25 protein-coding genes are annotated in these 25978 nt (G+C 33.8%); 12 read left to right on the top strand and 13 right to left on the bottom strand.

Annotation, left to right across the window (positions count from 1 at the left end; all coding sequences use genetic code 11):
• Positions 1-272 precede the first annotated feature (272 nt).
• Positions 273-635, top strand: coding sequence for a hypothetical protein (locus tag T367_RS0118560; protein ID WP_027421172.1), 363 nt, complete (start codon positions 273-275; stop codon positions 633-635).
• Between the two features lie 27 nt (positions 636-662).
• Positions 663-3680 (top strand): T9SS C-terminal target domain-containing protein, encoded by a 3018-nt coding sequence (locus T367_RS0118555; protein WP_027421171.1) that lies wholly within the window; start codon positions 663-665, stop codon positions 3678-3680.
• A 314-nt stretch (positions 3681-3994) separates the two neighbouring features.
• Here the strand turns inward: T367_RS0118555 and T367_RS23130 are convergent, their stop codons facing one another.
• The 5 genes from T367_RS23130 to T367_RS0118530 form a co-directional block, all read right to left on the bottom strand.
• On the bottom strand, positions 3995-4609 hold the full coding sequence (locus T367_RS23130) for a TIGR04282 family arsenosugar biosynthesis glycosyltransferase (protein WP_051568667.1): 615 nt from the start codon (positions 4607-4609) through the stop codon (positions 3995-3997).
• The gene (locus T367_RS0118545) at positions 4609-5118 is read right to left on the bottom strand and encodes a rhodanese-like domain-containing protein (protein ID WP_169736088.1); all 510 of its coding nucleotides are present in this window, start codon (positions 5116-5118) and stop codon (positions 4609-4611) included. Before T367_RS0118545 ends, T367_RS23130 begins: the two co-directional genes overlap by 1 nt.
• 1 nt (position 5119) lies before the next feature.
• Positions 5120-5836: a DUF547 domain-containing protein gene (locus T367_RS0118540; protein ID WP_027421169.1), complete on the bottom strand. Its 717-nt coding sequence runs from the start codon at positions 5834-5836 to the stop codon at positions 5120-5122.
• A 105-nt stretch (positions 5837-5941) separates the two neighbouring features.
• On the bottom strand, positions 5942-6715 hold the full coding sequence (locus tag T367_RS0118535; RefSeq protein WP_027421168.1) for a sulfite exporter TauE/SafE family protein: 774 nt from the start codon (positions 6713-6715) through the stop codon (positions 5942-5944).
• 49 nt (positions 6716-6764) lie between these two features.
• Complete coding sequence (locus T367_RS0118530) at positions 6765-7058, bottom strand: YbaB/EbfC family nucleoid-associated protein (protein WP_027421167.1); 294 nt, start codon at positions 7056-7058, stop codon at positions 6765-6767.
• Positions 7059-7144: 86 nt separating this feature from the next.
• Between T367_RS0118530 and T367_RS0118525 the strand changes: the two genes are divergently transcribed.
• Positions 7145-7954: a 2,3,4,5-tetrahydropyridine-2,6-dicarboxylate N-succinyltransferase gene (locus tag T367_RS0118525; protein ID WP_027421166.1), complete on the top strand. Its 810-nt coding sequence runs from the start codon at positions 7145-7147 to the stop codon at positions 7952-7954.
• 140 nt (positions 7955-8094) lie between these two features.
• Here T367_RS0118525 and T367_RS0118520 read toward each other — a convergent pair whose 3' ends face one another.
• The 4 genes from T367_RS0118520 to T367_RS0118505 all read right to left on the bottom strand — a co-directional run bounded on the left by T367_RS0118520 (position 8095) and on the right by T367_RS0118505 (position 10758).
• Entirely contained in the window at positions 8095-8295 is a 201-nt protein-coding gene (locus tag T367_RS0118520; RefSeq protein ID WP_027421165.1) for a hypothetical protein, read from the bottom strand.
• A gap of 117 nt (positions 8296-8412) precedes the next feature.
• Positions 8413-8829 (bottom strand): hypothetical protein, encoded by a 417-nt coding sequence (locus tag T367_RS0118515; RefSeq protein WP_027421164.1) that lies wholly within the window; start codon positions 8827-8829, stop codon positions 8413-8415.
• 88 nt (positions 8830-8917) lie between these two features.
• Entirely contained in the window at positions 8918-9670 is a 753-nt protein-coding gene (locus T367_RS0118510; RefSeq protein WP_027421163.1) for a GIN domain-containing protein, read from the bottom strand.
• Complete coding sequence (locus T367_RS0118505; protein WP_157454311.1) at positions 9670-10758, bottom strand: acyloxyacyl hydrolase; 1089 nt, start codon at positions 10756-10758, stop codon at positions 9670-9672. The genes T367_RS0118510 and T367_RS0118505 overlap by 1 nt, the downstream gene beginning before the upstream one ends.
• A 40-nt stretch (positions 10759-10798) precedes the next feature.
• Between T367_RS0118505 and mazG the strand changes: the two genes are divergently transcribed.
• The 5 genes from mazG to T367_RS0118480 all read left to right on the top strand — a co-directional run bounded on the left by mazG (position 10799) and on the right by T367_RS0118480 (position 16105).
• Positions 10799-11566, top strand: coding sequence for a nucleoside triphosphate pyrophosphohydrolase (mazG, locus tag T367_RS0118500; protein ID WP_035845938.1), 768 nt, complete (start codon positions 10799-10801; stop codon positions 11564-11566).
• The gene (locus T367_RS0118495) at positions 11566-11745 is read left to right on the top strand and encodes a hypothetical protein (protein WP_027421160.1); all 180 of its coding nucleotides are present in this window, start codon (positions 11566-11568) and stop codon (positions 11743-11745) included. Before mazG ends, T367_RS0118495 begins: the two co-directional genes overlap by 1 nt.
• 74 nt (positions 11746-11819) lie before the next feature.
• Positions 11820-13160 carry a methylmalonyl-CoA mutase family protein gene (locus tag T367_RS0118490; RefSeq protein ID WP_027421159.1) on the top strand — a complete coding sequence of 447 codons (1341 nt, stop codon included), beginning with the start codon at positions 11820-11822 and terminating at the stop codon, positions 13158-13160.
• 1 nt (position 13161) lies between these two features.
• Positions 13162-15294, top strand: coding sequence for a methylmalonyl-CoA mutase (gene scpA / locus T367_RS0118485; RefSeq protein WP_027421158.1), 2133 nt, complete (start codon positions 13162-13164; stop codon positions 15292-15294).
• Between the two features lie 85 nt (positions 15295-15379).
• The gene (locus T367_RS0118480) at positions 15380-16105 is read left to right on the top strand and encodes a hypothetical protein (protein ID WP_027421157.1); all 726 of its coding nucleotides are present in this window, start codon (positions 15380-15382) and stop codon (positions 16103-16105) included.
• 453 nt (positions 16106-16558) lie between these two features.
• Here T367_RS0118480 and bioA read toward each other — a convergent pair whose 3' ends face one another.
• Genes bioA through T367_RS23125 form a run of 4 tightly spaced genes read right to left on the bottom strand, consistent with a single transcriptional unit; the run spans position 16559 to position 20464 of the window.
• On the bottom strand, positions 16559-17830 hold the full coding sequence (gene bioA, locus T367_RS0118475) for an adenosylmethionine--8-amino-7-oxononanoate transaminase (protein ID WP_245593077.1): 1272 nt from the start codon (positions 17828-17830) through the stop codon (positions 16559-16561).
• 9 nt (positions 17831-17839) lie between these two features.
• The gene (gene bshB1 / locus T367_RS0118470) at positions 17840-18556 is read right to left on the bottom strand and encodes a bacillithiol biosynthesis deacetylase BshB1 (protein WP_027421155.1); all 717 of its coding nucleotides are present in this window, start codon (positions 18554-18556) and stop codon (positions 17840-17842) included.
• Between the two features lies 1 nt (position 18557).
• Positions 18558-19085 (bottom strand): STM3941 family protein, encoded by a 528-nt coding sequence (locus T367_RS0118465; RefSeq protein ID WP_027421154.1) that lies wholly within the window; start codon positions 19083-19085, stop codon positions 18558-18560.
• Positions 19086-19096: 11 nt separating this feature from the next.
• The gene (locus T367_RS23125) at positions 19097-20464 is read right to left on the bottom strand and encodes a glycosyltransferase family 87 protein (RefSeq protein WP_035846648.1); all 1368 of its coding nucleotides are present in this window, start codon (positions 20462-20464) and stop codon (positions 19097-19099) included.
• Positions 20465-20550: 86 nt separating this feature from the next.
• Between T367_RS23125 and T367_RS0118455 the strand changes: the two genes are divergently transcribed.
• From T367_RS0118455 to yidC, 4 genes are all read left to right on the top strand, one after another.
• Positions 20551-21231: a tetratricopeptide repeat protein gene (locus tag T367_RS0118455; protein ID WP_027421153.1), complete on the top strand. Its 681-nt coding sequence runs from the start codon at positions 20551-20553 to the stop codon at positions 21229-21231.
• Complete coding sequence (ribH, locus tag T367_RS0118450; RefSeq protein WP_027421152.1) at positions 21215-21709, top strand: 6,7-dimethyl-8-ribityllumazine synthase; 495 nt, start codon at positions 21215-21217, stop codon at positions 21707-21709. The genes T367_RS0118455 and ribH overlap by 17 nt, the downstream gene beginning before the upstream one ends.
• A 172-nt stretch (positions 21710-21881) precedes the next feature.
• On the top strand, positions 21882-23495 hold the full coding sequence (locus T367_RS0118445) for a CTP synthase (RefSeq protein WP_027421151.1): 1614 nt from the start codon (positions 21882-21884) through the stop codon (positions 23493-23495).
• 453 nt (positions 23496-23948) lie between these two features.
• Positions 23949-25895 carry a membrane protein insertase YidC gene (yidC, locus tag T367_RS0118440; RefSeq protein WP_027421150.1) on the top strand — a complete coding sequence of 649 codons (1947 nt, stop codon included), beginning with the start codon at positions 23949-23951 and terminating at the stop codon, positions 25893-25895.
• The last annotated feature ends 83 nt before the right edge of the window (positions 25896-25978 follow it).

Here is a 25978-nt window from a genome sequence, read left to right as displayed (position 1 = left end):
TATTAAGATGGGGGCTTTTTTTTGATCAATTTCTGACCAAATTATAACAATAATATTCAATTTTTGTTAAATTATATTCATATGCTTATTCCGCATTAAAAAAAAAACAAACAACCAACAACACGCTATTATACAAAGACTTAATAGAAAGTTAATTTTAAAAAAACGTAAAAAGAAATAAAAATTAAAAAAAAATTAAAATTTTAATAATTATTAGGCAACTTCACAGAATATTTAGAGTCTTAATTAATGAATCAATTATTTTAATCAACATGAAACTAATAAAAATACTTTCGCTCGCATTTGTACTAGTTAGTGTTAGTTCTTACTCACAAGATTATGTTTTAGAAGAACTAACAGTAGCTACAATAGATGAAAATTATTATGTCACAGTTCCTGTGACACCAATAGAAGAATATTATTATATCGATATTTCTCATTTATCTTTTGAAAGTGAAGAACAAGCTAATAATTATATCAATGCTTTTCTTTACGCGAATATTACTCGTCCTGTACTTAACTATGAAGAGCGTTATGTTGTTCTTCAAATTATGCTAGAATTTATTGGAGATGATAGAGATCCTGCAAATTTGCAGACTTATTTGAATAGATTGTCAAAACCAAATAAATATTAGATAACAGCACTAATAAAAATAGACTTTATGAAAAATATTATTAAAATATCCATAGCTATCCTCAGTGTATTTGTGCCATTTACTAACTGGGCACAAATTGAAGGTACCAATGCATTCTTAATGGCTCCAAGTATTGAAATTGGTATCCATAATAATGGTTATGAAGGATCATCAGTAGGTCCAGCAGGACCAGATCATGCTCGACTTGGCCCAAGATTAGGTTTCGTTGCAAATCCTGAAGATGATGCTTGGACGAATTATGACGGTGATTATTATTTACCGGGTTCTCCAGAAAATACTTTTGGTATTCAAATTGACGGAATTGATTATCAAAATTCCGCTTCACCTGAATATGACATTCCCGCAGTAGGTGTAAGTGACTACGAAGTAATAGGAAAATGTAAAATGGTTCAGTGGAATGGTTCTGTTGGTGGAATTGATATCAACTTACTTTACAAACTTGATACTACAACTACTTACTATACTGTTGATGTTACTTTGGTAAACACGAATGCTGTAGACAAATCAAATATTTATTTTTATAAAACATTTGATCCAGATAACAATCAAACAATAGGTTGGAATTTTGTAACTTTTAATGAAATTGAGTCTCAACCTTCACCATTCTGTTCAAAATCAATTGTTAGTGCAACGCAAATTAACTCTTGGACAAGTTATGTTGGTCTTGGAGCAATTGATCCTCAAATTCGTGTTAGTAAAGGTAACTTTGCTGTAGCGCAAGGTGATTGGATTTATAATGCATCGGGCCCAGGTATGACGGGTGTAGTAGGACCTCCTGGAGGATTAGTTGATGAAGCGATTTCTATATGTAAAAGAATCCCTACTTTCAGAGCTGGAGCAACTGAAAACTTCCAGTTTGTAGTTATTCTTGATGCTAGTCAAGTTGAGGAAGCTATTCAAAGTTTATATTATGTTGACTTTGACGGTGGATTAGGTGCATCGGCATCTTGTTTATACGAAGATGTTCCAGATACAATTGATTTTGATTGTGGTGGTAGTTCTGTTGAACTTTCATTCGATGGTCCTTTTGTTGGTCCAGCTTATGATATTTACTGGTATAACGATGATACAGGCGAAGAAATTGGTGATGAAGCTACAGTAACTGTTGAGCCTTATGGTACGACAAAATATAGAGTTGAAGCAACTCCGGTTACTGATTGTTTCGAATTAGACATTATACGTTATGTAATTATACGAGGTGTAGGAACTGCTCCGGGGATAGAATTTATAAATCCCGGTCCACAATGTAACCCTATAAATCCCGAAGATTTATTAATTCGAGATACGCTCGACATACCTGATACTGAAATGACTTTCCATAGTTCAGAACCTGACAATATGCGTGACATGGATGATCTATGGCCTGGAGGCCCAATTGGACCTGGAGATGAAATTTGGGTAATGATTGGCGATCCAATCGGAGGTTGTTATGATAAAAAACCTATTGTAATCGAATTTAGTGTTTACAGTGCAGGTCTAGATAGTACTGGTTTCTTAATGTGTAACTCAGGACTTGAAACTGCAGATTTAAATACTTTCCTTGTTGATACCATATTTACAGTAGACGATATATTCTATTGGGAAGAAGTCGATGCCACTGGTGGTGCTTTCAATCCACTAACTGGTATTCTAGATCCTACTGGTTTAACTGCTGGAGATTATACTTTCAGATATATTGTTAGTGTAGAAGGTGATTGTGACAATGACACTTCTTTCCATACAATCACTATTTATGATCAACCTACTTCAGGAGAAGATAATACTGGTGAAATTTGTAATGTAGTTGGTGATCAATTTAATCTGAACACACTACTTTCAGGACATGATGCAGGTGGTTTCTGGGAAGAGATTACGCCTACAGATGGTGCCTTTGACGAAAGAACAGGTGTACTATCAGTTGGACTTCCTTTACCAGATGGTGATTTCAGATTCAGATATATAACGCTTGGAACGGAACCTTGTATTAATGATACCGCTACTTTTGTAATATCAGTACAACCACTTCCTTTATTAGATGCTGGTCTTGACCAATCAATTTGTATTGGTGATGAAACTGTAGTAAGTGCTACAGGTTCCCCTGCGACTTATACATGGACTCCTGCTGGGATCATTAACGATACACCGTTTACACCTGAATTAGGAGAATTAAATTATACTGTAACTGCAGAATCTGAAAATGGTTGTATCACTGTAGATGACTTATCTATCATTGTTCACCCGTTACCAATTATATCTTTTGCAGTAAGCGATCCTGAAGGTTGTACTCCATTCACTACAGAGTTTACAATCACATCTGATATTGAAATCTTTAGAACGGATTGGTCGTTCGGTGATGGTGGAACAATTATTGGAACAGCTGCTGAAACAGTATCACATACTTACGAGTATGGTGGTTTATATGACGTAAGAGCAACAGTAACGGATATCTACGGATGTAAAAGTACTGTTGAGTATGACGAATATATAACGGTAGAAACAATGCCTATAGCAGCGTTCTCTCATAACCCTCAAGCAGCTTTCACTAATAATACAGAAGTAGAATATACGAATCAATCATTATTCGCTACTGATTATTCATGGGATTTCGGCGATGGAAGTGAAACAACTCCTGAAGAAAACCCTATTCACTTCTTCCCTAGTGAACCAGGTGACATCTTCTACCCTGTTGAATTATCAGCTTGGAATTATTTAGGATGTACTGATAAAGTAACTGTATATGTTCAAGTGAAGAGTATTATCATCTTCTACATTCCAAATACATTTACACCTGACGGTGATCCATTTAACAATGAATTCCTTCCTATATTCGAATCAGGTTATGATCCATACGACTACCACATGACTATCTTTAATAGATACGGCGAAATGGTTTTCGAAACATACGATGCAACAGTTGGATGGGATGGTTCTTACGGTAACGGAGGTTTAGTTGATGATGGTGTCTATATATGGCAACTTGACTTTAAAGAAAAACATTCTGACAAACGTCATCAACACAATGGTCATATTACCATTATGAAATAAAAAAGAATTATAATAATTCAAAGGCGGATACAAAATTGTATCCGCCTTTTTTATTGGGCTAATTTTTATAAATTAATAGCATTCTAAAAGAGGGACTCTACTACCGTTATTGACATCATACTTTATTAAGGTAATCCTGACCTCGAATTCAACAGAGTTATGTTTGTAGCTCTTTTTAATCAACAAAAAATTAAGATGAATTAATTCAACCTATTACGGCCATTTTTTTGGTAAAGACCAATTTGGAAATTAAAAATGATGTTTGATTATTAAGATTGCGAAAGATTAAATTCATATCCTCTACATGACTCTAACTATCGAATGAGATGCTTATAGGTATCCTTTAAACAAGACATCATCAAATCATCAATCGTGTCAATATCATTTCTAGTAGGCAATAAAGAATATGTACCTGATTGTTGTTTAATTCTTTCCAAAGTTAAAGTCAATAATTGATCTGTACTCCAAGGCATGTCCTCAAAAATATAATACAATTCAGGACTATTTAACCCAATGACATAATAACCACCATCTATTGACGGTCCGAATACAAAATCATGCTCTTCAAGACGTTTTAAAGCTGTATGCAGATCTTCACTTGTTAACTCAGGTAAATCCGTTCCAATTCCAACAACTCTTTTATAACCATCTTTAAAAGCCTGCATAAACGCTGAATTCATCCTTTGACCTAAGTCTCCATCCGACTGTTTTACTTGCTCAGCAGAAGTCCAATAATTTTCAAAAGGATAATTAGTATAACAAACGCGTACGTCAACTTCAATTAATGATTCTGATACTGCTTCTGTGTGTCTCAGTAATTCCTTATAAACAGTTAAGGCATTCTCATCTCCTATTGTAGCAGCTAACCTTGTTTTTGCTTTACCTAACTGAGGGTTTTTCGCAAAAATTAAAAGTAAATTCTCTCGCATTAATAAACTGGATTTCCATTTTTAAGCCATTGCCCCCAACTTTTAGAATAAACATGAAGGTCTTCTGTTAATTGATCTTGATTATCATATACCGGATAATCATTGTTCTTCCAATAAATAATTCCGCCATATAAATTATAGACTATTTGATCCGGATTTTTTGCTAGAATTTTTTCTCCTATAGATTCACTCCTCGCCCCTATTGTGCAATATACAATTACAATTTTATCTTTTATTAAATCCTCATTTTTAGCATAATTAAAACCTAAAAATCCAACACGAACAGCTCCCTTAATTTTAGAAACCTCATACTCTCGTTCTCCTCTAGTATCCAAAATAACATACTTTGATTTTTGTTTCATCATTGCTGTTAACTCGGCAGGACTAATTGTTTCAACAGTATTTTTATAATGTGTCTTCAACATTTCGTCATAAGACGCTTCCGTTTGCTGACTGTAAATTGATAAACAGCCAAATAACACATAGAAAAAGAATAATTTCTTTAGCATATTACTCATTTAATGACCAATCATATGGCAAGTATTCAACTTTAGCATCTGCATTAATTGTTAAAGTAGAATACTTATTTAAATAATCTATAATCGTCTTACCTTCACTTGTAAAATCTGTAGCATACCAATTAAATATTTCAGACAACTTTACTTTCTTCGCTGAAATAACATTGTATTTCGTATTATTAATATATGCTTTAGTTAATGTTGTTAATTGCGAATTCACATTCTTAGCTATAAATGCTCTATTCCATAATTTAGGACAAGTCTGAGCAGCGCAATTAATTCCAAAATGAATACGTGGATCATTCATTTTTCTTAAAATTTCATTCTCTAAATAATTCAAAGTATAAGATGTACCTCCAATATTCACTAATTTTAAATGCCAGATATCTTTACCACTATACGAAGCGTCTTTAACCGATTGAACGGGATACTTAACCAATAAAAATTTTACAGTATAAGCATTATAAGCATTCATATAGAATGATTTTCTCTCACCAAGTGACCAATCAGATTTCGGCTTAGTATCACGCAAAACTTGAATGTATGCGTCAAGCGTATCCATTTTAATTTTAAACCCTTTATAATTCACCGTACCTGAAGAACTGACATTCTCTTTCAACAACCTGTTCCAAATTGAGTGATCAACACTGGCAAACGATGCGTTTATACTTAAAACACCTAATACTAAAACTAAGAACAAATTTTTCATCTTTTATTTTTTACATGAGACAGATAGAAAGTAAATTACTTACAAAAGTCATACTTATTATTTGCATACAACAATTAACGTTCCAAATATAGCCACTCAACAATATTAAGTCAGTATTCCAAAAATTAAAACCAATCCAAAACTGATCATCGCGATAGACACGATAAGATTTAGACTTTTTAATTTGATTTTTTTTAATAGAAATTTTCCAGTAATAGCACCCGCAAAAGCTGCAATCAATGATAAAACAATCCAATTCCATGGAAGAGTAACATTTTGAATATCGTCTGAGGTGAAATATATTGTAGATCTAACAATATCAATAGCCAATGCCACAACTATGCCCGTTGCAACAAAGACCTCTGGCTTTAATTGATACTTAATAAGAAAAGCAGACCTTAAAGCGCCTTGATGACCGGATAAGCCACCAAAAAAACCACTAATTGCTCCACCGATCCATAATTTTTGTTTTGAAAACCTGATTGACCAAGCGGGGATAATCTCCACTAAGGCCAATATAATTAGGATACTACCAAAGATCAAATTCAATAAATTGACATTAAAAATCTGATCGGAAATTTGATAAGTCCACACTGTAAAGTCATCGATATACAATAAAAGAAAGGCCCCAATTGCCGCAAAAGGTAAGGCTGCAATACCAAACGGCAATGCAATCTTCCAATCAACACTTTTTTGCATGAGCGCAAATTTGAAAATATTATTTGCAAAATGAACAATAGCTGTTGAAGCTATTGCCAAAGTAAGATCTTGAAATAGCAAATAAAAAACGGGTGTCAATAAAGTACCGAGACCAAATCCACAAAAGAAAGTAAGCCAACTAGCACCAAAAGAAACAAGTATAATTAATACCAAATCCATTCAATAAAGCTATAAAAAATTTAATGCTTTAAAAGGAACAGGCACATTTTTACATGCCAGGAACAATGCCTTTAGCAGATTGCGCCATTTCCATTTCTTTCGTTCTGTTTGCTTGCTCCAATGCTCTATTCGCTGCCGTTTGAATCAATCCAATCAGTTCTACTTGACTTAAATTATTATCCTTAGCTTCAATACTTGTGATTACGCCATTCCCATTCACTTCTACCCTTACGGCACCTTCTTTAGCTTCACCAATAAGTTTAATATGATTCAATCGCTCTTTAGTCTCTTCTACTTTCGCTTGCATTTCTTGCAACTTCTTCATCATATTATTCCCAAACATATCCTAAAATTTTAGTTAATTATTAAGCACAAAAATACTGAAGAAAAACCGATCATCTATTATCTTTGCAATGAAAAATAAGCCAAATGAGAGACATAATTGAAGCAGCTTGGGACAACCGAGAATTATTAAAAGAAAAAGCAACGCAACGAGCTATAGAAGCAGTAATTCAGCAACTTGACGAAGGTGTTTTACGCGTAGCAGAACCACTTAATAACGGAGAGTGGCAAATCAACGAATGGGTTAAAAAGGCAGTTGTATTGTATTTTCCAATTCGAAAAATGGAAACGATTGAGGTTGGTCCATTCGAATTTCACGATAAAATGGCGCTTAAAAAGAACTATAAAGAACGAGGTATTCGTGTTGTTCCTCATGCAATTGCTCGACATGGTGCATATATTGCTTCAGGTGTGATAATGATGCCTTCTTATATTAATATTGGGGCTTATGTTGGGAGTGGAACAATGGTTGACACATGGGCAACTGTTGGGTCTTGTGCTCAAATTGGTAAAAACGTACATTTAAGCGGAGGTGTTGGAATTGGAGGTGTTTTAGAACCACTACAAGCAGCGCCGGTTATTATTGAGGATAATGCTTTTATCGGTTCAAGATGTATCGTTGTTGAAGGTGTTCGAGTTGGTGAAGAAGCTGTTTTAGGTGCTAATGTTGTTCTGACAATGTCGACTAAAATAATTGATGTTACTGGTGATGAACCTGTTGAAATAAAAGGATATGTTCCGAAAAGAAGCGTTGTAATTCCAGGTTCATACACTAAAAAATTCCCTGCAGGTGAATTTCAAGTGCCTTGTGCTTTAATTATTGGAAAAAGAAAAGAAAGTACAGATAAAAAGACTTCGCTAAACAATGCATTACGTGAAAATGATGTAGCTGTTTAAGCTTAATTTTTATCCGTCAGAACATAAATATTGTACTTTACGTGCTGATTAGAAAATAATAAGAATATCCTATTGCGTTCAAAATACGTAGTAGGATATTTTTATATAATCAAGTGAAAGGTGTAATTGTAAGCAAAGTATTAAGCTACAACTTCTTCATTCAGGCATTGTTCTTCTGGTCGAGCACCACAAAAACTACAATTCTCACCTTCTTCTGTGAACATAGGATTATTGCTCGCACAAGTTCCTGCAAATTCACCGTTCTTTTTACCCCAAATTTTTATTGCTATTCCAGCAAATCCCAAAGCAAGTAAACCAATTGTAATTAATACTAATTTCATAACATTTAAATTATGGTACAAATTTACTGAAACTTTAGGCGGTAATAAAGTTTAGTTCAAAAAAAATAACCAAACAACCTAAAGCTGTTTGGTTATTTCCTTGAATTATAACACGATCTAACTATTTTTCATATCGTTAAATTCGTCCTTAATACTTTCTTTTGTTGGCATTTGAAAATCGCCTGAATCTTTAATTACAAAAGGAACAGCTAAGACGACAATTCCAGCCAAAATTGTTAAATATGCACCAATTGCGGCATAGGTTAGTTTAATGTCGACGAAAAGCTTCCAAATCATAAAAAGCGTACAAATACCTCCAGCTATTGCAACCCCTTTTACCATTTTTTGCTCCATAGCAATATTTCTATCTCCTGAATATGCGAAATACGCTGCAACAGCGAAACATGCTATTGGAATAAACCCTGCCGCATCGTTCCCATAAAGTATTAAAGTATATGCTTTAACCCATGGCAGAAACATGGCAACCACACCAATACCTGAAGCAATTAATACTGCTAATCTTTGTTTATGCATAATATTAAGTTTAGTTGGTTAGTCCTCAAAAATAAAATTATTATCTGTAAAGAAAAATAATTTACTGATTAATAATGTATTATAAGAATTATAAAGCTATAATTTCACCTGTACCTAAACCTTCTCGAATAAGTATATTAGGATTACCAATATGAATAACATCTCCTGATCCATCAATCACAACTAAAGCTTTATTAAGATTCATGTTCAATAAAATATTTGCAGTTGAATTTTGATAAATAAATACATATTCATCAATAATCAAATTTTCAGTGTTTGCAGCCCCATTATTCTGAACTTTAAGTTCGGCCTTTGTCACACGGCCACCTAAAGTAAAATCTGCTGCTCCATTGGAAACGATAAACCCTAATTCATAAGCTCTGACATTCATCTTAGCACTACCACCTCCATCGCGCATTTCAACATATAAATTCTCTGTCACAATCGTATCCACAAATATGACTGAATCTGTGACATCCATAAAAAAAGTATCATAAAAAGGATAATGAATTTCAACTTCCACTAAATCTTCTTCACTTCTTAAAAAACGACATTTATTTTCATTATTGATATTTAAAACATGATCTGCATTACCCACGGTGATAAAGTTAACCATGTTCGATCCTCCATTAATTACTATTTTATTTAAGGTGTCTTGATAAATTTTATAACGGATATTCTTATTTAAGACAAAATGTCGAACAGAATCTAAAGGCACTTCAATTGTAATTTGATCTCCTATTCCTTTAAAACAAGCTCTATCTTCCGATTTTTTACAAGCGCCAATTAAAAATAAAATTAGCAGAAACGGAATAATATATTTATACCTTCTTATCATCATTAATTAAATCTATATCCTACTCCCATTTCTAAATAATCTGCAATTCCTAAATGGGCTTTAATACCCACCATCATATTCCAATTTTCATTAATTAAATAGCGTCCTCCAATTCTATTATAAATCCATCCCGCAGCATCTACTGGATTAAAAGCATAAGCTCCAACGCCAAAATAGATTTGTGTTTTATAAATATTTGCGGCTAAACCAACATAACCGCCAAATTGTAATGCATCTGTAAATTGTGTTGCCGTTGTTGAATAAAACCATCGATTCGCTTCGCTATAAATAAAGTCTAACCCCAATTCTAGATCCCATTTAAAACTCAATTGTTTTTTATACAACCCTTGCAATGCCATCACTCCAAAAGTTCTACTCACTTTAAAGTTCGGTAAATTTTGTTTTATACCAGCAAAAAAATGAACTTCCCAATTAGGTGTGTCACGCATTTTAGCGTCCTCTGGTTTAGGAATGCTCGAATTAAAACGAACCCTTTTCTTAAGATCATATCCTAATGTAATCATTCCAGAATATGTATTGATTCCCAAATTAGGCGCCTTAATTGCAGAATTCGATTGATGCGTAAAATCAAAACCAATACCGATATTAAAATTATTAATATACTTTACCCAAAGAATTTGACAATTAATAAATCCGTTTAAATGTGTTCCAATAGCTGTGTTTTTCGTATTTCCCACAGGATCATATTTCTCAGTAATAAAACTAATACCATTACCCAATTTAAAATCGATGAAACCTATTTTTTCATTTTGCAACAGTGAAAATTTAGTGAATCGATAAATTGATATGGCCTGACCTAAAACTTCCTTATTCCCATAATCCTGGAAGGCTATTGAATATCCTCTTGATGGAAACTTATAAGCATTACTCCACTTGCTATTTGAAATATCCTGCTTTTGAAAAGTTAACTCCAAAATACTAGAACGATTTTTAGGCAAATGTTCCATTGTAGGTCTATGCGCCGTAATCATTCCCGATTTAGGCGCAATAGAGAATTGTAAGGAGTCATTGATTTGACCGTTACTAATCCCTAAGAAAAACAAAAGAATAATGAGTAAAACTAATTTCAAAGTTTGCTGTTTAGACTAAATTTGTGCTAAATTTATAAAAATGATTAATAAACTAAAAGCGTTTGAGCGCTTATTAAATATAATGGACGAATTACGTGAAAAATGTCCATGGGATAAAAAACAAACGCTTGCATCTTTACGCCATCTAACGATCGAAGAAACTTATGAATTAGCAGATGCTATTATCGAAAATGATTTGGATGAATTGAAAGGCGAAATTGGTGACCTGATGTTACATATGGTCTTTTATTCTAAAATCGCTTCAGAACAAGGTGCTTTTGATATTACAGACGTACTCAATGGCATCTCTGATAAATTAGTTCATCGTCATCCACATATATACGGTGATGTAAAAGTCACAACCGAAGAGGAAGTAAAAGCCAATTGGGAAAGATTAAAATTAAAAGAAGGTAAAAAATCGGTTTTAGAAGGCGTTCCAAAATCATTACCTGCTCTTGTTAAAGCAACACGTATTCAAGACAAAGTTAAAGGGGTAGGATTTGAATGGGAACACAGTGATCAAGTTTGGGACAAGGTACTTGAAGAAATCGATGAGTTTCAAGACGAAGTGAAGGCCGGGGATGAACAAAAAATGGAAGAGGAATTTGGTGATGTCCTTTTCTCACTGATTAATTATGCTCGATGGAAAGGAATAAATCCGGAAGATGCACTTGAAAAAACGAATAAAAAATTCATTAAAAGGTTCCAATGGATGGAAGTTGAATCAAAAAATGACAATAAAGAATTATCTGATTTACCACTTTCTGAAATGGATAAATACTGGGAAGCTTCAAAATCTAAAATATAATGACAGGATCAGAAGCCATCACAATAGTTTTAGTCTTATCTTTAATAACGGCTATAATTAGTGGCAAATTAGCAGGCAGATACGGATACACTTTTAAATACTATTTTGTAACAGGATTTATTGCTTCCTGTGGAATTTTAGGCGTAATCGTTAAAATAATAATGGACTATCTCAATTAAACTTGTCTTCAATAGGAATAAGGCACAAAGTCCAAATAAATTAAATTATATTTGACCTTAGGAAATCAATAAAAATGAATGAACTTTTTTCAGCATTTAAAAAAATTAATTTAGCCGAATGGCTGATTCAAATTGAAAAGGATTTAAAAGGCAAACCTTTAGATCTTTTAAATTCAAAACCAGAACCAGATTTGGAGGTTAGTGCGATTCATCACGCTGACAATACTGTTTCAACTCCGGAGAATGATCTAAGTCGAAATCTTTATCGTAAAGACAATAGCTGGAGAATTAGGCAGTATTTTAATGAGAGTGATCCAAACGATCTGAATAAAATCATTCTATCGGCACTGAATGATGGTGTTGATGCGATTGGTTTTTCTTGTGATACACCTGAAGATTATCTAAAAATTACGAAGGATGTACTTTTTGAGCATATCGCAAGTGATATTACAATTACAAACCCTTCAGCATTTGTCAGCACAAAGTTTGACCCAAATACAAGGTTGAATTTTGATATCCTTGCTAATCATGCAGCTTTAGGTAAAAATGATTTTGATTTTTCAGATTTTATCAGTTTTTACAAGACGCATTTGAATAATGCAACTGTATTTGTTAATGGATCCATTTATGGAGAAGCTGGAGCATCTACAATACAAGAATTAGCAATTACGATTTCGCATTTAAACGAATATTTACATGCGCTTGTAAGTGAGGGTATTGATCTTGAAACGATCAATTCTAAATTGACAATTCAATTGGCTGTCAATGACAACTATTTTGTCAATGTCGCTAAGTTTAGAGTGATTAGGGAATTAGTACAGTTGGTATTCAGCGCATACGATTCGACTTACAAATTAAAAGCATTCAACTTAAGTGGAGTGACATCATTGCGACACCATGCAAGGAATGATCACCACAATAATTTATTGAGAGCAACGACACAAGCGATGTCTTCGATAATTGGGGGTGCGGAATTATTAACCATTCAATATTTAGCTGTAACTGAAAAAAAGGAACTCGAATTTCAGAGAAGAATGTCTAAAAACGTTCAATTAATTCTGAAAGAGGAATCTCATTTTGCTCAAGTGAAAGATGCTTCTGGTGGTTCTTATTATATAGAGAACTTAACTGAACAATTATTAGAAAAATCTTGGATCTTATTCCAAGATATTGAAAATAAAGGCGGTTTAATTGTAGAATTGAAAGCAAACAATGTTCAAGCCATCATTCAAACAAATAAAGATGCACTCATCGCAGATTTGAACAGTGGTAAAAAAACATTTTTGGGAATTAATAAATACAAAAATGCAACAGAAGAATGGATTGCAACTGAACCAAAAGAACAAGCAATAAAGAATACTGATTTTACTCCAATTGAATTATTTAGATTGGAAGAATATTATAAAGAAAATTAATATGCAGCGCGTTAAATTCGATCATATCAAACCTACTAGATCTGCTCAAGCACAACCTGTAGAAAAAGCTGTCAATTTTGAAACAGCTGAAAAAATTAAATTACAAAATTATTATACGGCTGAGGACATCAAAAAAGTTGAGCATATCAATTTTGTAGCTGGAATAGCGCCCAATTTACGTGGCCCATATTCTACCATGTACACTATGCGTCCTTGGACAGTTCGGCAATATGCAGGATTTTCTACAGCTGAAGCATCGAATGCTTTTTACCGTAGGAATTTAGCGGCGGGACAAAAAGGATTATCTGTTGCTTTTGATTTGGCGACACATAGAGGCTATGATTCAGATCATAAACGGGTGATTGGTGATGTTGGTAAAGCCGGTGTTGCCATCGATTCGATTGAGGATATGAAAGTATTATTCGATCAAATTCCTTTAGATAAAATGTCCGTTTCAATGACAATGAACGGTGCAGTTATTCCAATTCTAGCTTTTTATATCGTTGCTGCAGAAGAGCAAGGTGTTGACAAAAAAGATTTGGCGGGTACCATTCAAAATGACATTCTAAAGGAGTTTATGGTGCGAAACACCTATATCTATCCTCCCAAACAATCCATGCGAATAATTGCTGATATTTTCAGTTATACATCGCAATTTATGCCAAAGTTTAACTCTATTTCTATCTCAGGTTATCACATGCAAGAAGCAGGTGCAACGGCAGATTTAGAATTGGCATATACATTAGCAGATGGACTGGAATACATAAAAGCAGGAATTGCTGCTGGAATGGATATTGACACCTTTGCTCCGCGTTTATCATTCTTCTGGGCAATCGGCATGAACCATTTTATGGAAATTGCAAAAATGAGAGCAGGTCGATTATTGTGGGCAAAAATGGTAGAAGAATTTAAACCTAAAAATGCCAAGTCGTTGGCTTTAAGGACCCATTGTCAAACATCTGGATGGAGTTTAACTGAACAAGACCCTTTTAACAATGTAGCACGAACATGTATTGAAGCTTTAGCTGCTAGTTTTGGAGGAACACAATCATTACATACCAATGCATTAGATGAAGCCATTGCTTTACCGACCGATTTCTCAGCTAGAATTGCAAGGAATACGCAGATCTATTTACAAGAAGAAACAGGAATTACCAAAATAATCGATCCTTGGGCCGGTTCTTATTATGTGGAAAAATTAACTTCCGATTTGGTTGATAAAGCTTGGGAACATTTAAGAGAAATTGAATCGTTAGGAGGAATGGCCAAAGCAATTGAAGCCGGCATTCCAAAGATTCGTATTGAAGAAGCGGCGGCTCGTAAGCAAGCAAAAATTGACTCGAATAAAGATATTATCGTTGGTGTTAACAGGTTTATTAGAGAGAAGGAAGATGCCATAGAAATTTTAGAAATTGACAATACCGAAGTTCGTAAATCACAGATTGAAAAACTGAATCATACCAAGGCGAATAGAAACGATGCCGACGTTAAAGCTGCCTTAGCTGCCTTAACAGCCGGAGCTAAATCTGACGACAACCTGCTAGCATTAGCGGTAGATTGCGCTAGAAAAAGAGCTACATTAGGCGAGATTTCAGACGCAATGGAAGAAGTTTTTGGTCGATACGAAGCGAAAATAAGATCAATTTCTGGCGTTTATTCTAAAGAGGCTATGGGAGACAAAGAGTTCAATGAAGCAAAATTATTGGCTGATAAATTCAGTAAGTTAGAAGGTCGTCGACCGAGAATAATGGTCGCTAAAATGGGCCAAGATGGGCACGATAGAGGGGCAAAAGTCATCTCTACTTCATTTGCCGATATCGGATTCGACGTTGACATTGGTCCCTTGTTTCAAACTCCCGAAGAAGCTGTTAAACAAGCCATAGAGAATGACGTTCATTTAATTGGTGTAAGTTCATTAGCTGCAGGGCATAAAACCCTAATTCCAGCAGTGATTGCTGAGCTAGAAAAAAATGGTCGTGGAGACATAATGGTAATCGTTGGAGGAGTAATACCAGCGCAGGATTACGACTTTTTATACAAGCAAGGTGTGATGGGTATTTTTGGACCTGGCACAAAAATTGCAAAAGCTGCTATAGATGTCCTAAATATATTATTGAAATTCTACAAAGATTAGTCTTGTTAAAATTTCGTTAATAAATACAATTTTGTAACTTTAGGCATTATAATTGAGTTATATCTATTAAAATTTTACAATTGCTATGAAAAAATTATTCTTAATAATATTTGCTGGTGCGCTCACCTTTAATGTTAATGGCCAACCTCCAATGTATGATGATTTATTGATCTACTTTGCTGATGGTGATTACCAAAAATTGGTATCCAAAGCAGAAAAATACATGTCGGATTCAGACACTAAAAGTGATCCGCTTGTATATCTATATGCGTCAAAAGGAAATTTCGAAATGTCTAAGGATCAAAAATACGAAGAAGACTTTCCAAAGGCTTATAATGATGCGATTAAAAATGCTGGTAAGGCTTTAAAAAACGATAAAGACGGAAGCGTTTTTGACGAGCATAAAAAATACTTTACAGAACTAAAAGAAGCTGTAGTTGAAGAATTACGTAATATGGTAGACGTTGGCGATTACAGTCGTATGCGTGGTACAATTATTAAAGTTCAAAGATTAGATCCAACGGATGTAGGTTCGCAATACTTAATGGCTGCTGCTAAATACAACTTGAAAGATAAATCAGGTGGTAAAGAAGCATTAAAAGAAGCGGAAGCTGCTTTAGCCGAAGTAACAAGTGTTGAAGATTGGCGTGAAGTTGATCTATTAATGCTAAGAATGGGTGTTTTAGAATATTCAAAATACTTAATCGATGCACGTCAACCAGATGGAGCTAAAACTTTATTAGGTAAAGTAAAACAATGGTTCGAAGAAGATGAAATCTTTATGGAGTTTTACAATGAGTATGTAAACTAATCCGAATTCAAAATATTTAAAAAACCTTGTCATTATTTGGCAAGGTTTTTTTTTGCATTAAAAACGCCTGTCGATTCATTGCTATTAATAATATTGCATGCGAATGGAGGCAGATATAGGATCAAAATCAATTGTTGGAAACTAGCAGCATTTTCTATGAATATGATGCATTTTTAAATCAATTACAGTCTAAAAATTGCAATTTCAAACCCTACTCCACCCATACAGGGTTTTAAAACTACTGATTACATGCTTGTGATCGAAAGAATACTTCCTCCGCCATTTTAAATCGTCCCTTCAGGACTTACCCCTTAAAATAGTTTATTCAAAATACAGTTAGCGCCCCCCCATTGACGTGCGGAACTGGTTTAAAGAGATTTACTTCACGTGATCAACCTATAGCGACCATCCTGAACAATGATTTACAAAGAATAAACAACCAGATGAACTAAACTATCGAACTCTCTCCGTCAAAAACTCTATAATCTTATCATAAGTATATTCCAACTCCTCAGCTGTGATACAATATGGAGGATTGATAAAAATAATATTCCCCAATGGTCTTAAGAACAAATCATTTTCTAAGAAAAAGGCAAATGCTTCTTGTCTTATTCCTGCAAAATAAGTTGTCTCCGCCCCTATTTCAACCTCAATACTTAATATTGTTCCAATCGATTTGACATCCTTAATTTTAGGATGGTCTTTGTATTTCTCAATGAATTTGAGATGAGACTTCGTCAACATTTCAACTCCTTTTAGTGAATCACCTTGTTCAAATAGATCAAGTGATGCACAGATAGCCGCACAAGCCATAGGATTACCTGTAAAGGAATGCCCGTGTAATAATGCTTTGGATGTTTGCTCACTTAAGAAAGCGTCAAATATGGCCTCTGTAGCGACCGTGAAACCAATAGGCAGAATTCCACCTGTGATCCCTTTAGATAAACAAATAATATCTGGTTCTTGCTGAATTTGATTAATTGCAAACATGGTTCCTGTTCTATAAAAACCAGTCATCACTTCGTCCGCTATAGTAAGTACATCAAATTCTTTCGCTAAAGCAATTAAAGCATCTAGCCATTCCGCTTTATAAATCCGCATTCCTGCAGCACCTTGAATCAATGGCTCGAATATAAATCCAGCAAATTCTTTAGTTTCGAATAAAGCTCTGGTTTGATTGATGACATCCTGCCAATTATCATCCGTAGGAAAAGGAATAAAATCAACATCAAAAAATAAATGCTCGAAGGGTTCATTAAAAAAACCGCGTTGTCCAACACTCATCGCTCCAAAAGTATCACCATGATAAGCACCTTCAATCGCTAAGAATCTTTTTTTAGACTCCCCTTTATTATACCAGTACTGATATATCATTTTCAAACCGACTTCTACACTAGTTGAGCCGTTATCTGAGAAAAAAACCTTTGAAAATTGTTCCGGCAAATAATTCACGACACGTTCAGCTGCCTCAACAGCAATTGGATGTGTAACTCCTGCAAAAATCACATGATCAATTTTTGAAAATTGTTCACTAATTTTTTTGATTAAATAAGGATTCCCATGTCCGTGATTGATTGTCCACCAAGATGAATTAACATCCATATACTTCTTCTCCCCTTCTTCGTATAACCAAATACCTTCTGCTCGAACAATAGGTAAAGGATCTACAGCATTAAATGCTTGAGTAAATGGGTGCCAAATATACTGTTTGTCTTTTTCTATCAAAATAATGAATTATATAATGTCTGAAATAGTTTTAATTCCAATGGTACGATCTACGGTAAATCCTTCTGCATAATCCACACCAATACTTCGACCGAATCCGGCCCAACGACCTTTTAAAAAGTCGATAAAATCTTCACCTGAAATTGGTGTTTGTGGTCCTTCTGCATCAGGATTATAGAATTGTGTCTTATACGCTAAAATAGCTTCAATTTTCTTAGGTACTTGTGCCGTGATATCTACAACAAAATTAGGTTCTAAATAACGGTCTTGAATATAACCCAAAACGATTTTCGGTCGCCAAGGTTTTTGAGGTGCGCCTTCATAACTCGTTTCAATTTTTACCAATCCAGAAAGAAAACATGCCTCTTTGGCTAATTGTGCTCCTCTGCCATGATCAGGATGACGGTCAGATTTTGCATTGACAAAAACAACCTCTGGCTGGTAATAACGAATTTGCTCAATAATTTTAATTTTATTCTCTTGCGATAAATCAAAAAAACCGTCACCTAAATTCAGGTTAACACGATCGGTTACCCCCATTATCTTGCTCGCAGCTGCCGCTTCTTCGTATCTCGTTTCAATGGTTCCTCTAGATCCTAATTCTCCTTCAGTTAAATCAATTAAAGCAACCGTTTTACCTTGTTCTATCTCCTTCATCAATGTTCCTGCCGCTGATAATTCAACATCATCAGGGTGAGCACCAATCGCAACAAAATCTACTTTCATATTATTTTTTTTGTTTGCCATACTTTGAGTAATATGCTGTACAGATCGCTTCAAAACCACCCTCATATTGCTCTAAAGCTCCCCAATTAATTAAAATGGGAGTTTTATTCAGTTTTAAATTCTGTTCAAGTAATTTTTTAATCGCTCCATTCTTTGCCTCCTCAATAAACACTTCCGGATTCTTTACCAATACTAAAACTGTTTTATCATCAAGCCAAGTGAAGCCCGTGATGCTTTTCCAAGGAATTAAACCAACAGAAATTGATGATGTAAGATCCGAAATACCGTTTTTATCGAATTGGATTCCCGCATTTTCTGTTCGATATTGATTAATAAATGTCCCGGCTACAACACCAAAAATAGCGAAGAGGATAAAACCAATCGTTTTGAAGATAAGCGGTGAAAAATAATCTTGCGTTTCTGCGATATAAAAGAATCCTATTATAGACAATAAACCCAATGAGATATAAATAACAATTTGTCGAAGTACTCTATTTTTATTGATTCTAACCAAAGTAGCTGTAGTCATTCAAATTCTTTTTATTGCTTAAAAAATGTTTTTAACTGCAAACCAATCGCTTCTTTATCCCAATATTTATAGATTTCAAAAGCTAATACACCAAAGACTAATACATATTCCGCTATCAGTAAAATTGGACTCTCGTTAAAATCGGCATTGCCATATGCAAAGTAACTTAACATGGCAACAAGCGACCAAACCAATCCAAATTTATAGGTAGTGAAAACTGAAAATATCAGAATCAATGCGATATACCATGGATGAACAGTTGTTGCAAAAGTATAATAAATTAGGAAGGCAAACATGATCCCTTTCAACAAATCTAAATCATTTCTATATGCTCTAAAAACGGCTAGCAATAAAATTAAAACAGCCGCCATTTTAGAAAGAAATGGACCAACTGTTCGAACAGTATCATAACCATGTGTTTGAAAGCCGATTTCACGAATAATATAAAAAACAGAAGCATTAAATTCGAAACTCACAAAATACTCGTTGATACTTGCTAACATATTCGCCATATAAGATTCGTTCAATAATATTGCCCCTATCGCCAAGGTTACAAATAAGGTCATTGCTGTAAATCCAACAGAATTTTTGAATCCTAACTTTTTAAAGAAAAAAGGCAATAACATCAAAGGAATTAATTTAACTTGAATCGCCAATCCAAGCATGACACCACCCATCCACCAATTCTGTTTAAGTACAAAATAAACAGCACCAAGTAAGAAGAATATCATCACTCCTTCAAAATGTAAATTCCCTGAGAATTCGAGTATAATGAATGGATTTAAGAAATACAGCCAAATTTTATTCGTTTCTATCTTTAAAATTTTGGCAATTTTTAAGGCAAAGAAAACCGCACCAATGTCAGCTAGAATAACTATTATTTTCAGTAAGATTACATTAGTAACAACAGAATCCGTGAATAATGTAGGGATTAAGAATAAAAATTGATTCAATACAGGATAGCAAGAATAATGGCGTTGTGATAATTCGCCCATTCCATGATAAAGTTCCCGCATATAAGCACTATCCATAAAGCCAATATGACTGATCAATTCGTTTGGTGTATAAGCAAACGGATTAATTCCTTTCGTCATGATTTCACCATCCCAAATGAAACGATAAAAGTCATTTGACAACTCTGGCAAGGCAAAAATTAGCAATAATCGCAAAATTATGACCCCAAATAGTATCGATTTAAAATTATACTGACCTAATTTCAACCAAATTAGATAAAAAATAAAAAAGGCTGCTAAATATTGAGAAATGAAGAAGTAAAAATCTGTACGCTCAGTAAAATAGCCGATTGACAAGATAAGTCCTGCAAAAAGCAACCATAAAATGAGCTGAATTGGAATGAAATTTTTCTGAAGTTTTGCCATAATTGTAAAATGAAATTGTAAAAATCTATAATTTCTATCAAAATGAACCAAAAAAAAATTATTTTTGCATCTTATTTTAATAAGCAATGGCAAAAGATAGAAAAGCTAATACAGTAGAACCGATTGAAACTTTAACATCAACGGAAAATTTTATTGATAAATTTAAAAAACCTTTGATTATTGCAGGTGTTGCAATAGTTGTTGGTGTATTAGGTTACGTGGGTTACCAAAAATTTGTGAAAGCTCCCAAAATTGTAAAAGCGCAAAACGAAAGTTGGCAATCATTTTACGATTTTGAAAAAGATTCTTTATCAACGGCAATGCTAGGCACTGACGATTATTTAGGAATGGAAGATATCGCATCTCAATATAGCGGTACCCCTTCTGCTGATATTGCTAATTATGCTGCTGGTATTGCAGCTATGAAGAATAAAGATTTTGAAACTGCAATTTCAAGTTTTGAAAAATGTGATTTCGAAGATATCATTGTTGGAAGTTTATCAATTGGTTTAATTGGTGATTGTTATGTTGAGCTTGATCAATTAGACAAAGCCGTTAATCATTTTGAGAAAGCTGCTAATCGCGAAGAGAATAATTATACAACACCTTTATACTTGAAGAAAGCTGGTTTAGTTTACGAAAAACTAGATCAAAACGATAAAGCTGTTAAAGCATACAAGAAAATTAAAGAGAATTGGTCTGAATCTAAAGAAGCTTCGGACATCGATAAATATATTGCAAGAGCAAGTAATGGCAACGACATCTAAAAACCTTTCAGATTACACTAAGAATAATCTACCTGCATGTGAAAATTTCAATATTGGAATTGTTGTAGCAGAATGGAATGATGACATTACGAACAACCTTTTAAAAGGTGTTGTTGATACTTTAGTTGAAAACGGTATTGATAGAGAAAACATCACTATTAAAAGTGTTCCAGGTACTTTCGAACTTGCATTAGGATGCCAGTTTTTATTAGAGCATGACGAAGAGTTAGATGGTGTTATTGCTATTGGATGCGTCATTCAAGGTGAAACAAAACATTTTGATTTTGTTTGCCAAGCTGCTACTCAAGGTATTGCTGCTGTAAATTTAGAATACAATACACCGGTTATTTTCTGTGTATTAACAGACAACAATAAACAACAGTCTATTGATAGATCTGGTGGTAAACACGGAAATAAAGGTGTTGAATCAGCAGTTGCTTGTTTAAAAATGATTGGATTACAAAACGAATTATTATAATTCTCCGTAATACTTTCCCCATTTATTTTATCCTTTACTTATCTTAACCTTTAATCGGTTATAGTAATATCTGTGTTTTTTTAAAAAAAATAATTCAAGAATATTTTATAAAATTTCACTTCGGGACTCTAATTTCTTCTACCTTTGTGTCCCGTAGTTACAAAATCAAATTATGTCCAATTCAACAAAGTACATTTTTGTGACCGGCGGGGTTACTTCTTCTTTAGGTAAAGGAATTATTTCAGCGTCTCTAGCAAAATTATTACAAGCACGTGGTTATACTGTTACCATTCAAAAATTAGATCCTTATATCAACATTGATCCAGGAACTCTAAATCCATACGAACATGGTGAGTGTTATGTAACGAATGACGGTGCTGAAACCGATCTTGACTTAGGACATTATGAGCGTTTTTTAAATGTTAATACTTCTCAAGCAAACAATGTAACTACTGGTAAAATTTATCAATCTGTTATAGATAAAGAACGAAGAGGTGAATTTTTAGGTAAAACTGTTCAAGTTATACCTCATATCACAGACGAAATTAAAGAACGAATTCAATTACTTGGTAAGTCAGGTGATTTTGAAATAATTATTACTGAAATAGGTGGAACAGTTGGTGACATTGAGTCGTTACCTTATATTGAATCTGTTCGACAAATGATGTGGGAATTCCCAGATGATTGTCTTGTTATTCATTTAACATTGGTTCCATTCTTGGCTGCCGCTGGTGAATTGAAAACAAAACCTACACAACACTCTGTAAAATCACTTTTAGAAGTTGGTGTACAGCCAGATATTTTAGTTTGCCGTACAGAACATCACTTAGACAGTACGATTCGTAAAAAAATTGCTCAATTCTGTAACGTCAAACCTACAGCTGTAATTGAGTCAATTGATGCTGCATCAATTTACGAAGTTCCATTATTAATGCAACAAGAAGAGCTAGATAAGGTTGTGCTTCAAAAATTAGACTTACCTGCAATAGGTGATACTGAATTAGCAGAATGGAAAGGTTTTTTAGAAAAATTAAAGAATCCTAAACACATTGTTAAGATTGGTTTAGTTGGGAAATATATTGAGCTTAAAGATTCTTATAAGTCAATTGTTGAGTCATTTATTCACGCTGGTGCTTACAATGACTGTTTAGTTGAATTAGAATGGATTCATTCGGACGGAGTAACATTGGCCAATGTTGAAGAAAAATTAGCTGGCTTAGATGGTGTATTAGTTGCCCCAGGATTTGGATCAAGAGGAATTAAAGGAAAAATTAATACTATTCAGTATGTAAGAGAAAACAATATTCCATTTTTAGGAATATGTTTAGGTATGCAATGTGCCGTTGTTGAATTCGCCCGTAATGTAATCGGATGGAAAGATGCACATACAACTGAAATAGAAAAAGACTGTTCACATCCCGTGATCAATATCATGGCTGATCAATTGAATGTTGAAGATTACGGTGGAACAATGCGTTTAGGGGCTTATAAATGTCAATTAAAAGCTGATTCTAAAATTGGTGAAGCGTACAATCAAGAAATTATTTCTGAAAGACATCGTCACCGTTATGAGTTCAATAACGAATATTTAGCTGAATTCGAAAAGCACGGTATGATGGCTACGGGTAAAAATCCTGAAACAGGATTGGTGGAAGTTGTAGAATTACCAAATCACCCTTGGTTTGTTGGTACACAATTCCACCCAGAATATAAGAGTACAGTTGAACGTCCACACCCCTTATTTTTGGCATTTGTAAAAGCTGCTATTGATAATAAACGAGATTAATAAACAAATCTTAGTTTCCTTTTTCCCGAATAATTGCAGATGCTTATTATAATATGGTTTTTATACCTCATGAATAATCTCTGTTCTATTATTACAAATTTTCTCAATAGCCCACAACAGAGTTAGACTTGGGCTAAAAAAAATGAGTTAACTTACTAAAAATACGTTTACTTCCGTAAGCAGCGCGTGTTAATATAAGGATTTATTAGTCAAAAAACACCGTTTACAGGGCTTCTCACCAAAAACTGGTAGATTACATTATACTGATTCAGTGTAATGAATTTTCGTCGTGAATTCGTCTTCAAACCCATACATTGACTAAGAAAACTGAAAACAACTATATGCATTTGAAATAGTCGAACTGAGGTTAATAGGATTTTCTTTGCAGACAAAGAGAATAAATATTAATTTTGCACCCGTTAACCTTAAAAAAAGGTTCAAATATTACAAGGAATGGATAAAAGATCAATATTAGGATTAATCATAATTGCCGCAATACTATTTGTTTTTAGTTATTTCAATGCAAAATCAGTCGCAGAAAATGACACTGCATCGGTAAACAAACCGGCAAAAGTTGAAGAAGCTTCGCAAGAAATTGTTCGAAATGATGCGGCTGTAATCAAATCTAATTCGAACTTAGTTCCTGTATTAGACAACGCAACGGGCGAGCAAATTTACGATAGCATTCAAAAAGGTTTCTTATTCAAAGATACCATTACTAATCAAGACACTTTAATTAAGGTTACTGATAGTACTATTGAAGAAATTAGAGCATCAGAACCTGTTGCTTCAATCACACCTGAAAGTTATACTTTAGAAAACGATAAAATTTCTATTTCAGTAACCAATCAAGGTGGTCACATTAATGTTGCTAAACTAAAAGAGTATAAAACATATCGTGCTTATATGGCCGAAGAAGAAGAATATCTTCAGCTTTTTGATGAGAACTCTAATTATGGAATCGATTTTTACGATGGTAAAGGAAAGATGAATTCATCTGATTTTGCTTTTAACTTGGTTGATCAAACAGATTCTACTTTAACTTTAGAGATGGCCAATCCATCTGGTAAAATTGTTGGTTATAAATATACTTTAGGTGCCAATACTTACGATGTTGATTTCAGCATTTACTTCAAAGGTTTCTCAGATGCAGAAGCTGATGACTTGGCTTTTAATGCCAATATGAAATTATTGTCTACTGAAAAAGATTTGCCTTCAGAGCAAAGAATTAGTACTGTTTTCTTTAAATACAAAGATGATTCGTACGATTACTTATCAATTGGAGGTGATGACGAAGAGGTATTAGAAGAAACATTAGAATGGTTCGCTTTTAAACAAGCTTATTTCAGTGCTTTATTGATTAACGAATCAACAGGATTTAAACCAACAAACGATTCAAAATTAGAAGTACTAAGTCTAGAAGAGACGGATACGGCTTATATCAAAAAATACAAAGCGAACTTAAATCTAGGCATTACTAATATAGCCAATACAATTGATTTGAAATGGTATTTTGGACCGAATGATTACGAAATATTAGCATTACACAATAACGGTAGTGAAGATATTGTTGATTTAGGTTGGGGATTATTCAGATGGATTAATGTTTACCTCTTAATGCCTGTATTCTCATTCTTCATGAACTTAGGTTTAGGTGGCGGTATTGCAATCTTCTTATTGACTTTAATTGTTAAACTGGCTCTAAGTCCTGTTAACTATAAAATGTACAAATCATCTGCAATGATGAAAGTATTAAAGCCTGAAATAGATAAGTTAGCTAAAAAATTCCCTAAGAAAGATGATGCAATGAAGAAGCAACAAGCGACTATGGCATTGTATAGAGAGACAGGCGTTAGTCCAATGGCTGGTTGTATACCAATGTTAATACAAATGCCGATCTTATTTGCGATCTTTAGATTATTCCCTGCTGAGATTATTCTACGTCAGAAGAACTTCTTATGGGCAGAAGATTTATCAACTTATGATTCTATTCTAGATTTTGGATTCAACATTCCATTATACGGAGCGCATGTTAGTTTATTTACTTTATTGATGGCAGCTACAACATTGGTGTATACACATTACAACTCTAGCAATATGCAACAACCAACGATGGAAGGTTTACCGAACATGAAATATATTATGTACTTCATGCCAATCATGATGATCTTCTTCTTTAATAGCTACGCTTCTGGTTTAAGTTATTACTACTTTATTTCTACGTTGTTTACAATTGGAATTATGTTTGCCATTAAAGCATTTATGCTAGATGAAGATAAAATCTTAGCAAAGATTCAAGCCAATCGTGAATCACCTAAAAAGAAAGGTAAATCTAAGTTTGCTCAACGTTTAGAAGAAGCACAAAAAATGCAACAAGAACGCGCAAAATCGAAAAAATAAACGTTAGCTATTCAATTTAATTCGAAATAAATCCTTTTTGTTTATTAAAAATTAAGTGAGCACTTTTATTATTTTGCCTTATC

The organism is Crocinitomix catalasitica ATCC 23190, from assembly GCF_000621625.1.
Taxonomy (GTDB): domain Bacteria; phylum Bacteroidota; class Bacteroidia; order Flavobacteriales_D; family Crocinitomicaceae; genus Crocinitomix; species Crocinitomix catalasitica.
This window is presented reverse-complemented; position numbering and strand designations above follow the sequence as displayed.

Bases quoted from the DNA above. Each gene is read 5' to 3' on its own strand.
- T367_RS0118560 (WP_027421172.1), top strand. From the start codon at position 273: ATGAAACTAATAAAAATACTTTCGCTCGCATTTGTACTAGTTAGTGTT.
- T367_RS0118555 (WP_027421171.1), top strand. From the start codon at position 663: ATGAAAAATATTATTAAAATATCCATAGCTATCCTCAGTGTATTTGTG.
- T367_RS23130 (WP_051568667.1), bottom strand. From the start codon at position 4,609: ATGCGAGAGAATTTACTTTTAATTTTTGCGAAAAACCCTCAGTTAGGT.
- T367_RS0118545 (WP_169736088.1), bottom strand. From the start codon at position 5,118: ATGCTAAAGAAATTATTCTTTTTCTATGTGTTATTTGGCTGTTTATCA.
- T367_RS0118540 (WP_027421169.1), bottom strand. From the start codon at position 5,836: ATGAAAAATTTGTTCTTAGTTTTAGTATTAGGTGTTTTAAGTATAAAC.
- T367_RS0118535 (WP_027421168.1), bottom strand. From the start codon at position 6,715: ATGGATTTGGTATTAATTATACTTGTTTCTTTTGGTGCTAGTTGGCTT.
- T367_RS0118530 (WP_027421167.1), bottom strand. From the start codon at position 7,058: ATGTTTGGGAATAATATGATGAAGAAGTTGCAAGAAATGCAAGCGAAA.
- T367_RS0118525 (WP_027421166.1), top strand. From the start codon at position 7,145: ATGAGAGACATAATTGAAGCAGCTTGGGACAACCGAGAATTATTAAAA.
- T367_RS0118520 (WP_027421165.1), bottom strand. From the start codon at position 8,295: ATGAAATTAGTATTAATTACAATTGGTTTACTTGCTTTGGGATTTGCT.
- T367_RS0118515 (WP_027421164.1), bottom strand. From the start codon at position 8,829: ATGCATAAACAAAGATTAGCAGTATTAATTGCTTCAGGTATTGGTGTG.
- T367_RS0118510 (WP_027421163.1), bottom strand. From the start codon at position 9,670: ATGATGATAAGAAGGTATAAATATATTATTCCGTTTCTGCTAATTTTA.
- mazG (WP_035845938.1), top strand. From the start codon at position 10,799: ATGATTAATAAACTAAAAGCGTTTGAGCGCTTATTAAATATAATGGAC.
- T367_RS0118495 (WP_027421160.1), top strand. From the start codon at position 11,566: ATGACAGGATCAGAAGCCATCACAATAGTTTTAGTCTTATCTTTAATA.
- T367_RS0118490 (WP_027421159.1), top strand. From the start codon at position 11,820: ATGAATGAACTTTTTTCAGCATTTAAAAAAATTAATTTAGCCGAATGG.
- scpA (WP_027421158.1), top strand. From the start codon at position 13,162: ATGCAGCGCGTTAAATTCGATCATATCAAACCTACTAGATCTGCTCAA.
- T367_RS0118480 (WP_027421157.1), top strand. From the start codon at position 15,380: ATGAAAAAATTATTCTTAATAATATTTGCTGGTGCGCTCACCTTTAAT.
- bshB1 (WP_027421155.1), bottom strand. From the start codon at position 18,556: ATGAAAGTAGATTTTGTTGCGATTGGTGCTCACCCTGATGATGTTGAA.
- T367_RS0118465 (WP_027421154.1), bottom strand. From the start codon at position 19,085: ATGACTACAGCTACTTTGGTTAGAATCAATAAAAATAGAGTACTTCGA.
- T367_RS23125 (WP_035846648.1), bottom strand. From the start codon at position 20,464: ATGGCAAAACTTCAGAAAAATTTCATTCCAATTCAGCTCATTTTATGG.
- T367_RS0118455 (WP_027421153.1), top strand. From the start codon at position 20,551: ATGGCAAAAGATAGAAAAGCTAATACAGTAGAACCGATTGAAACTTTA.
- ribH (WP_027421152.1), top strand. From the start codon at position 21,215: ATGGCAACGACATCTAAAAACCTTTCAGATTACACTAAGAATAATCTA.
- T367_RS0118445 (WP_027421151.1), top strand. From the start codon at position 21,882: ATGTCCAATTCAACAAAGTACATTTTTGTGACCGGCGGGGTTACTTCT.
- yidC (WP_027421150.1), top strand. From the start codon at position 23,949: ATGGATAAAAGATCAATATTAGGATTAATCATAATTGCCGCAATACTA.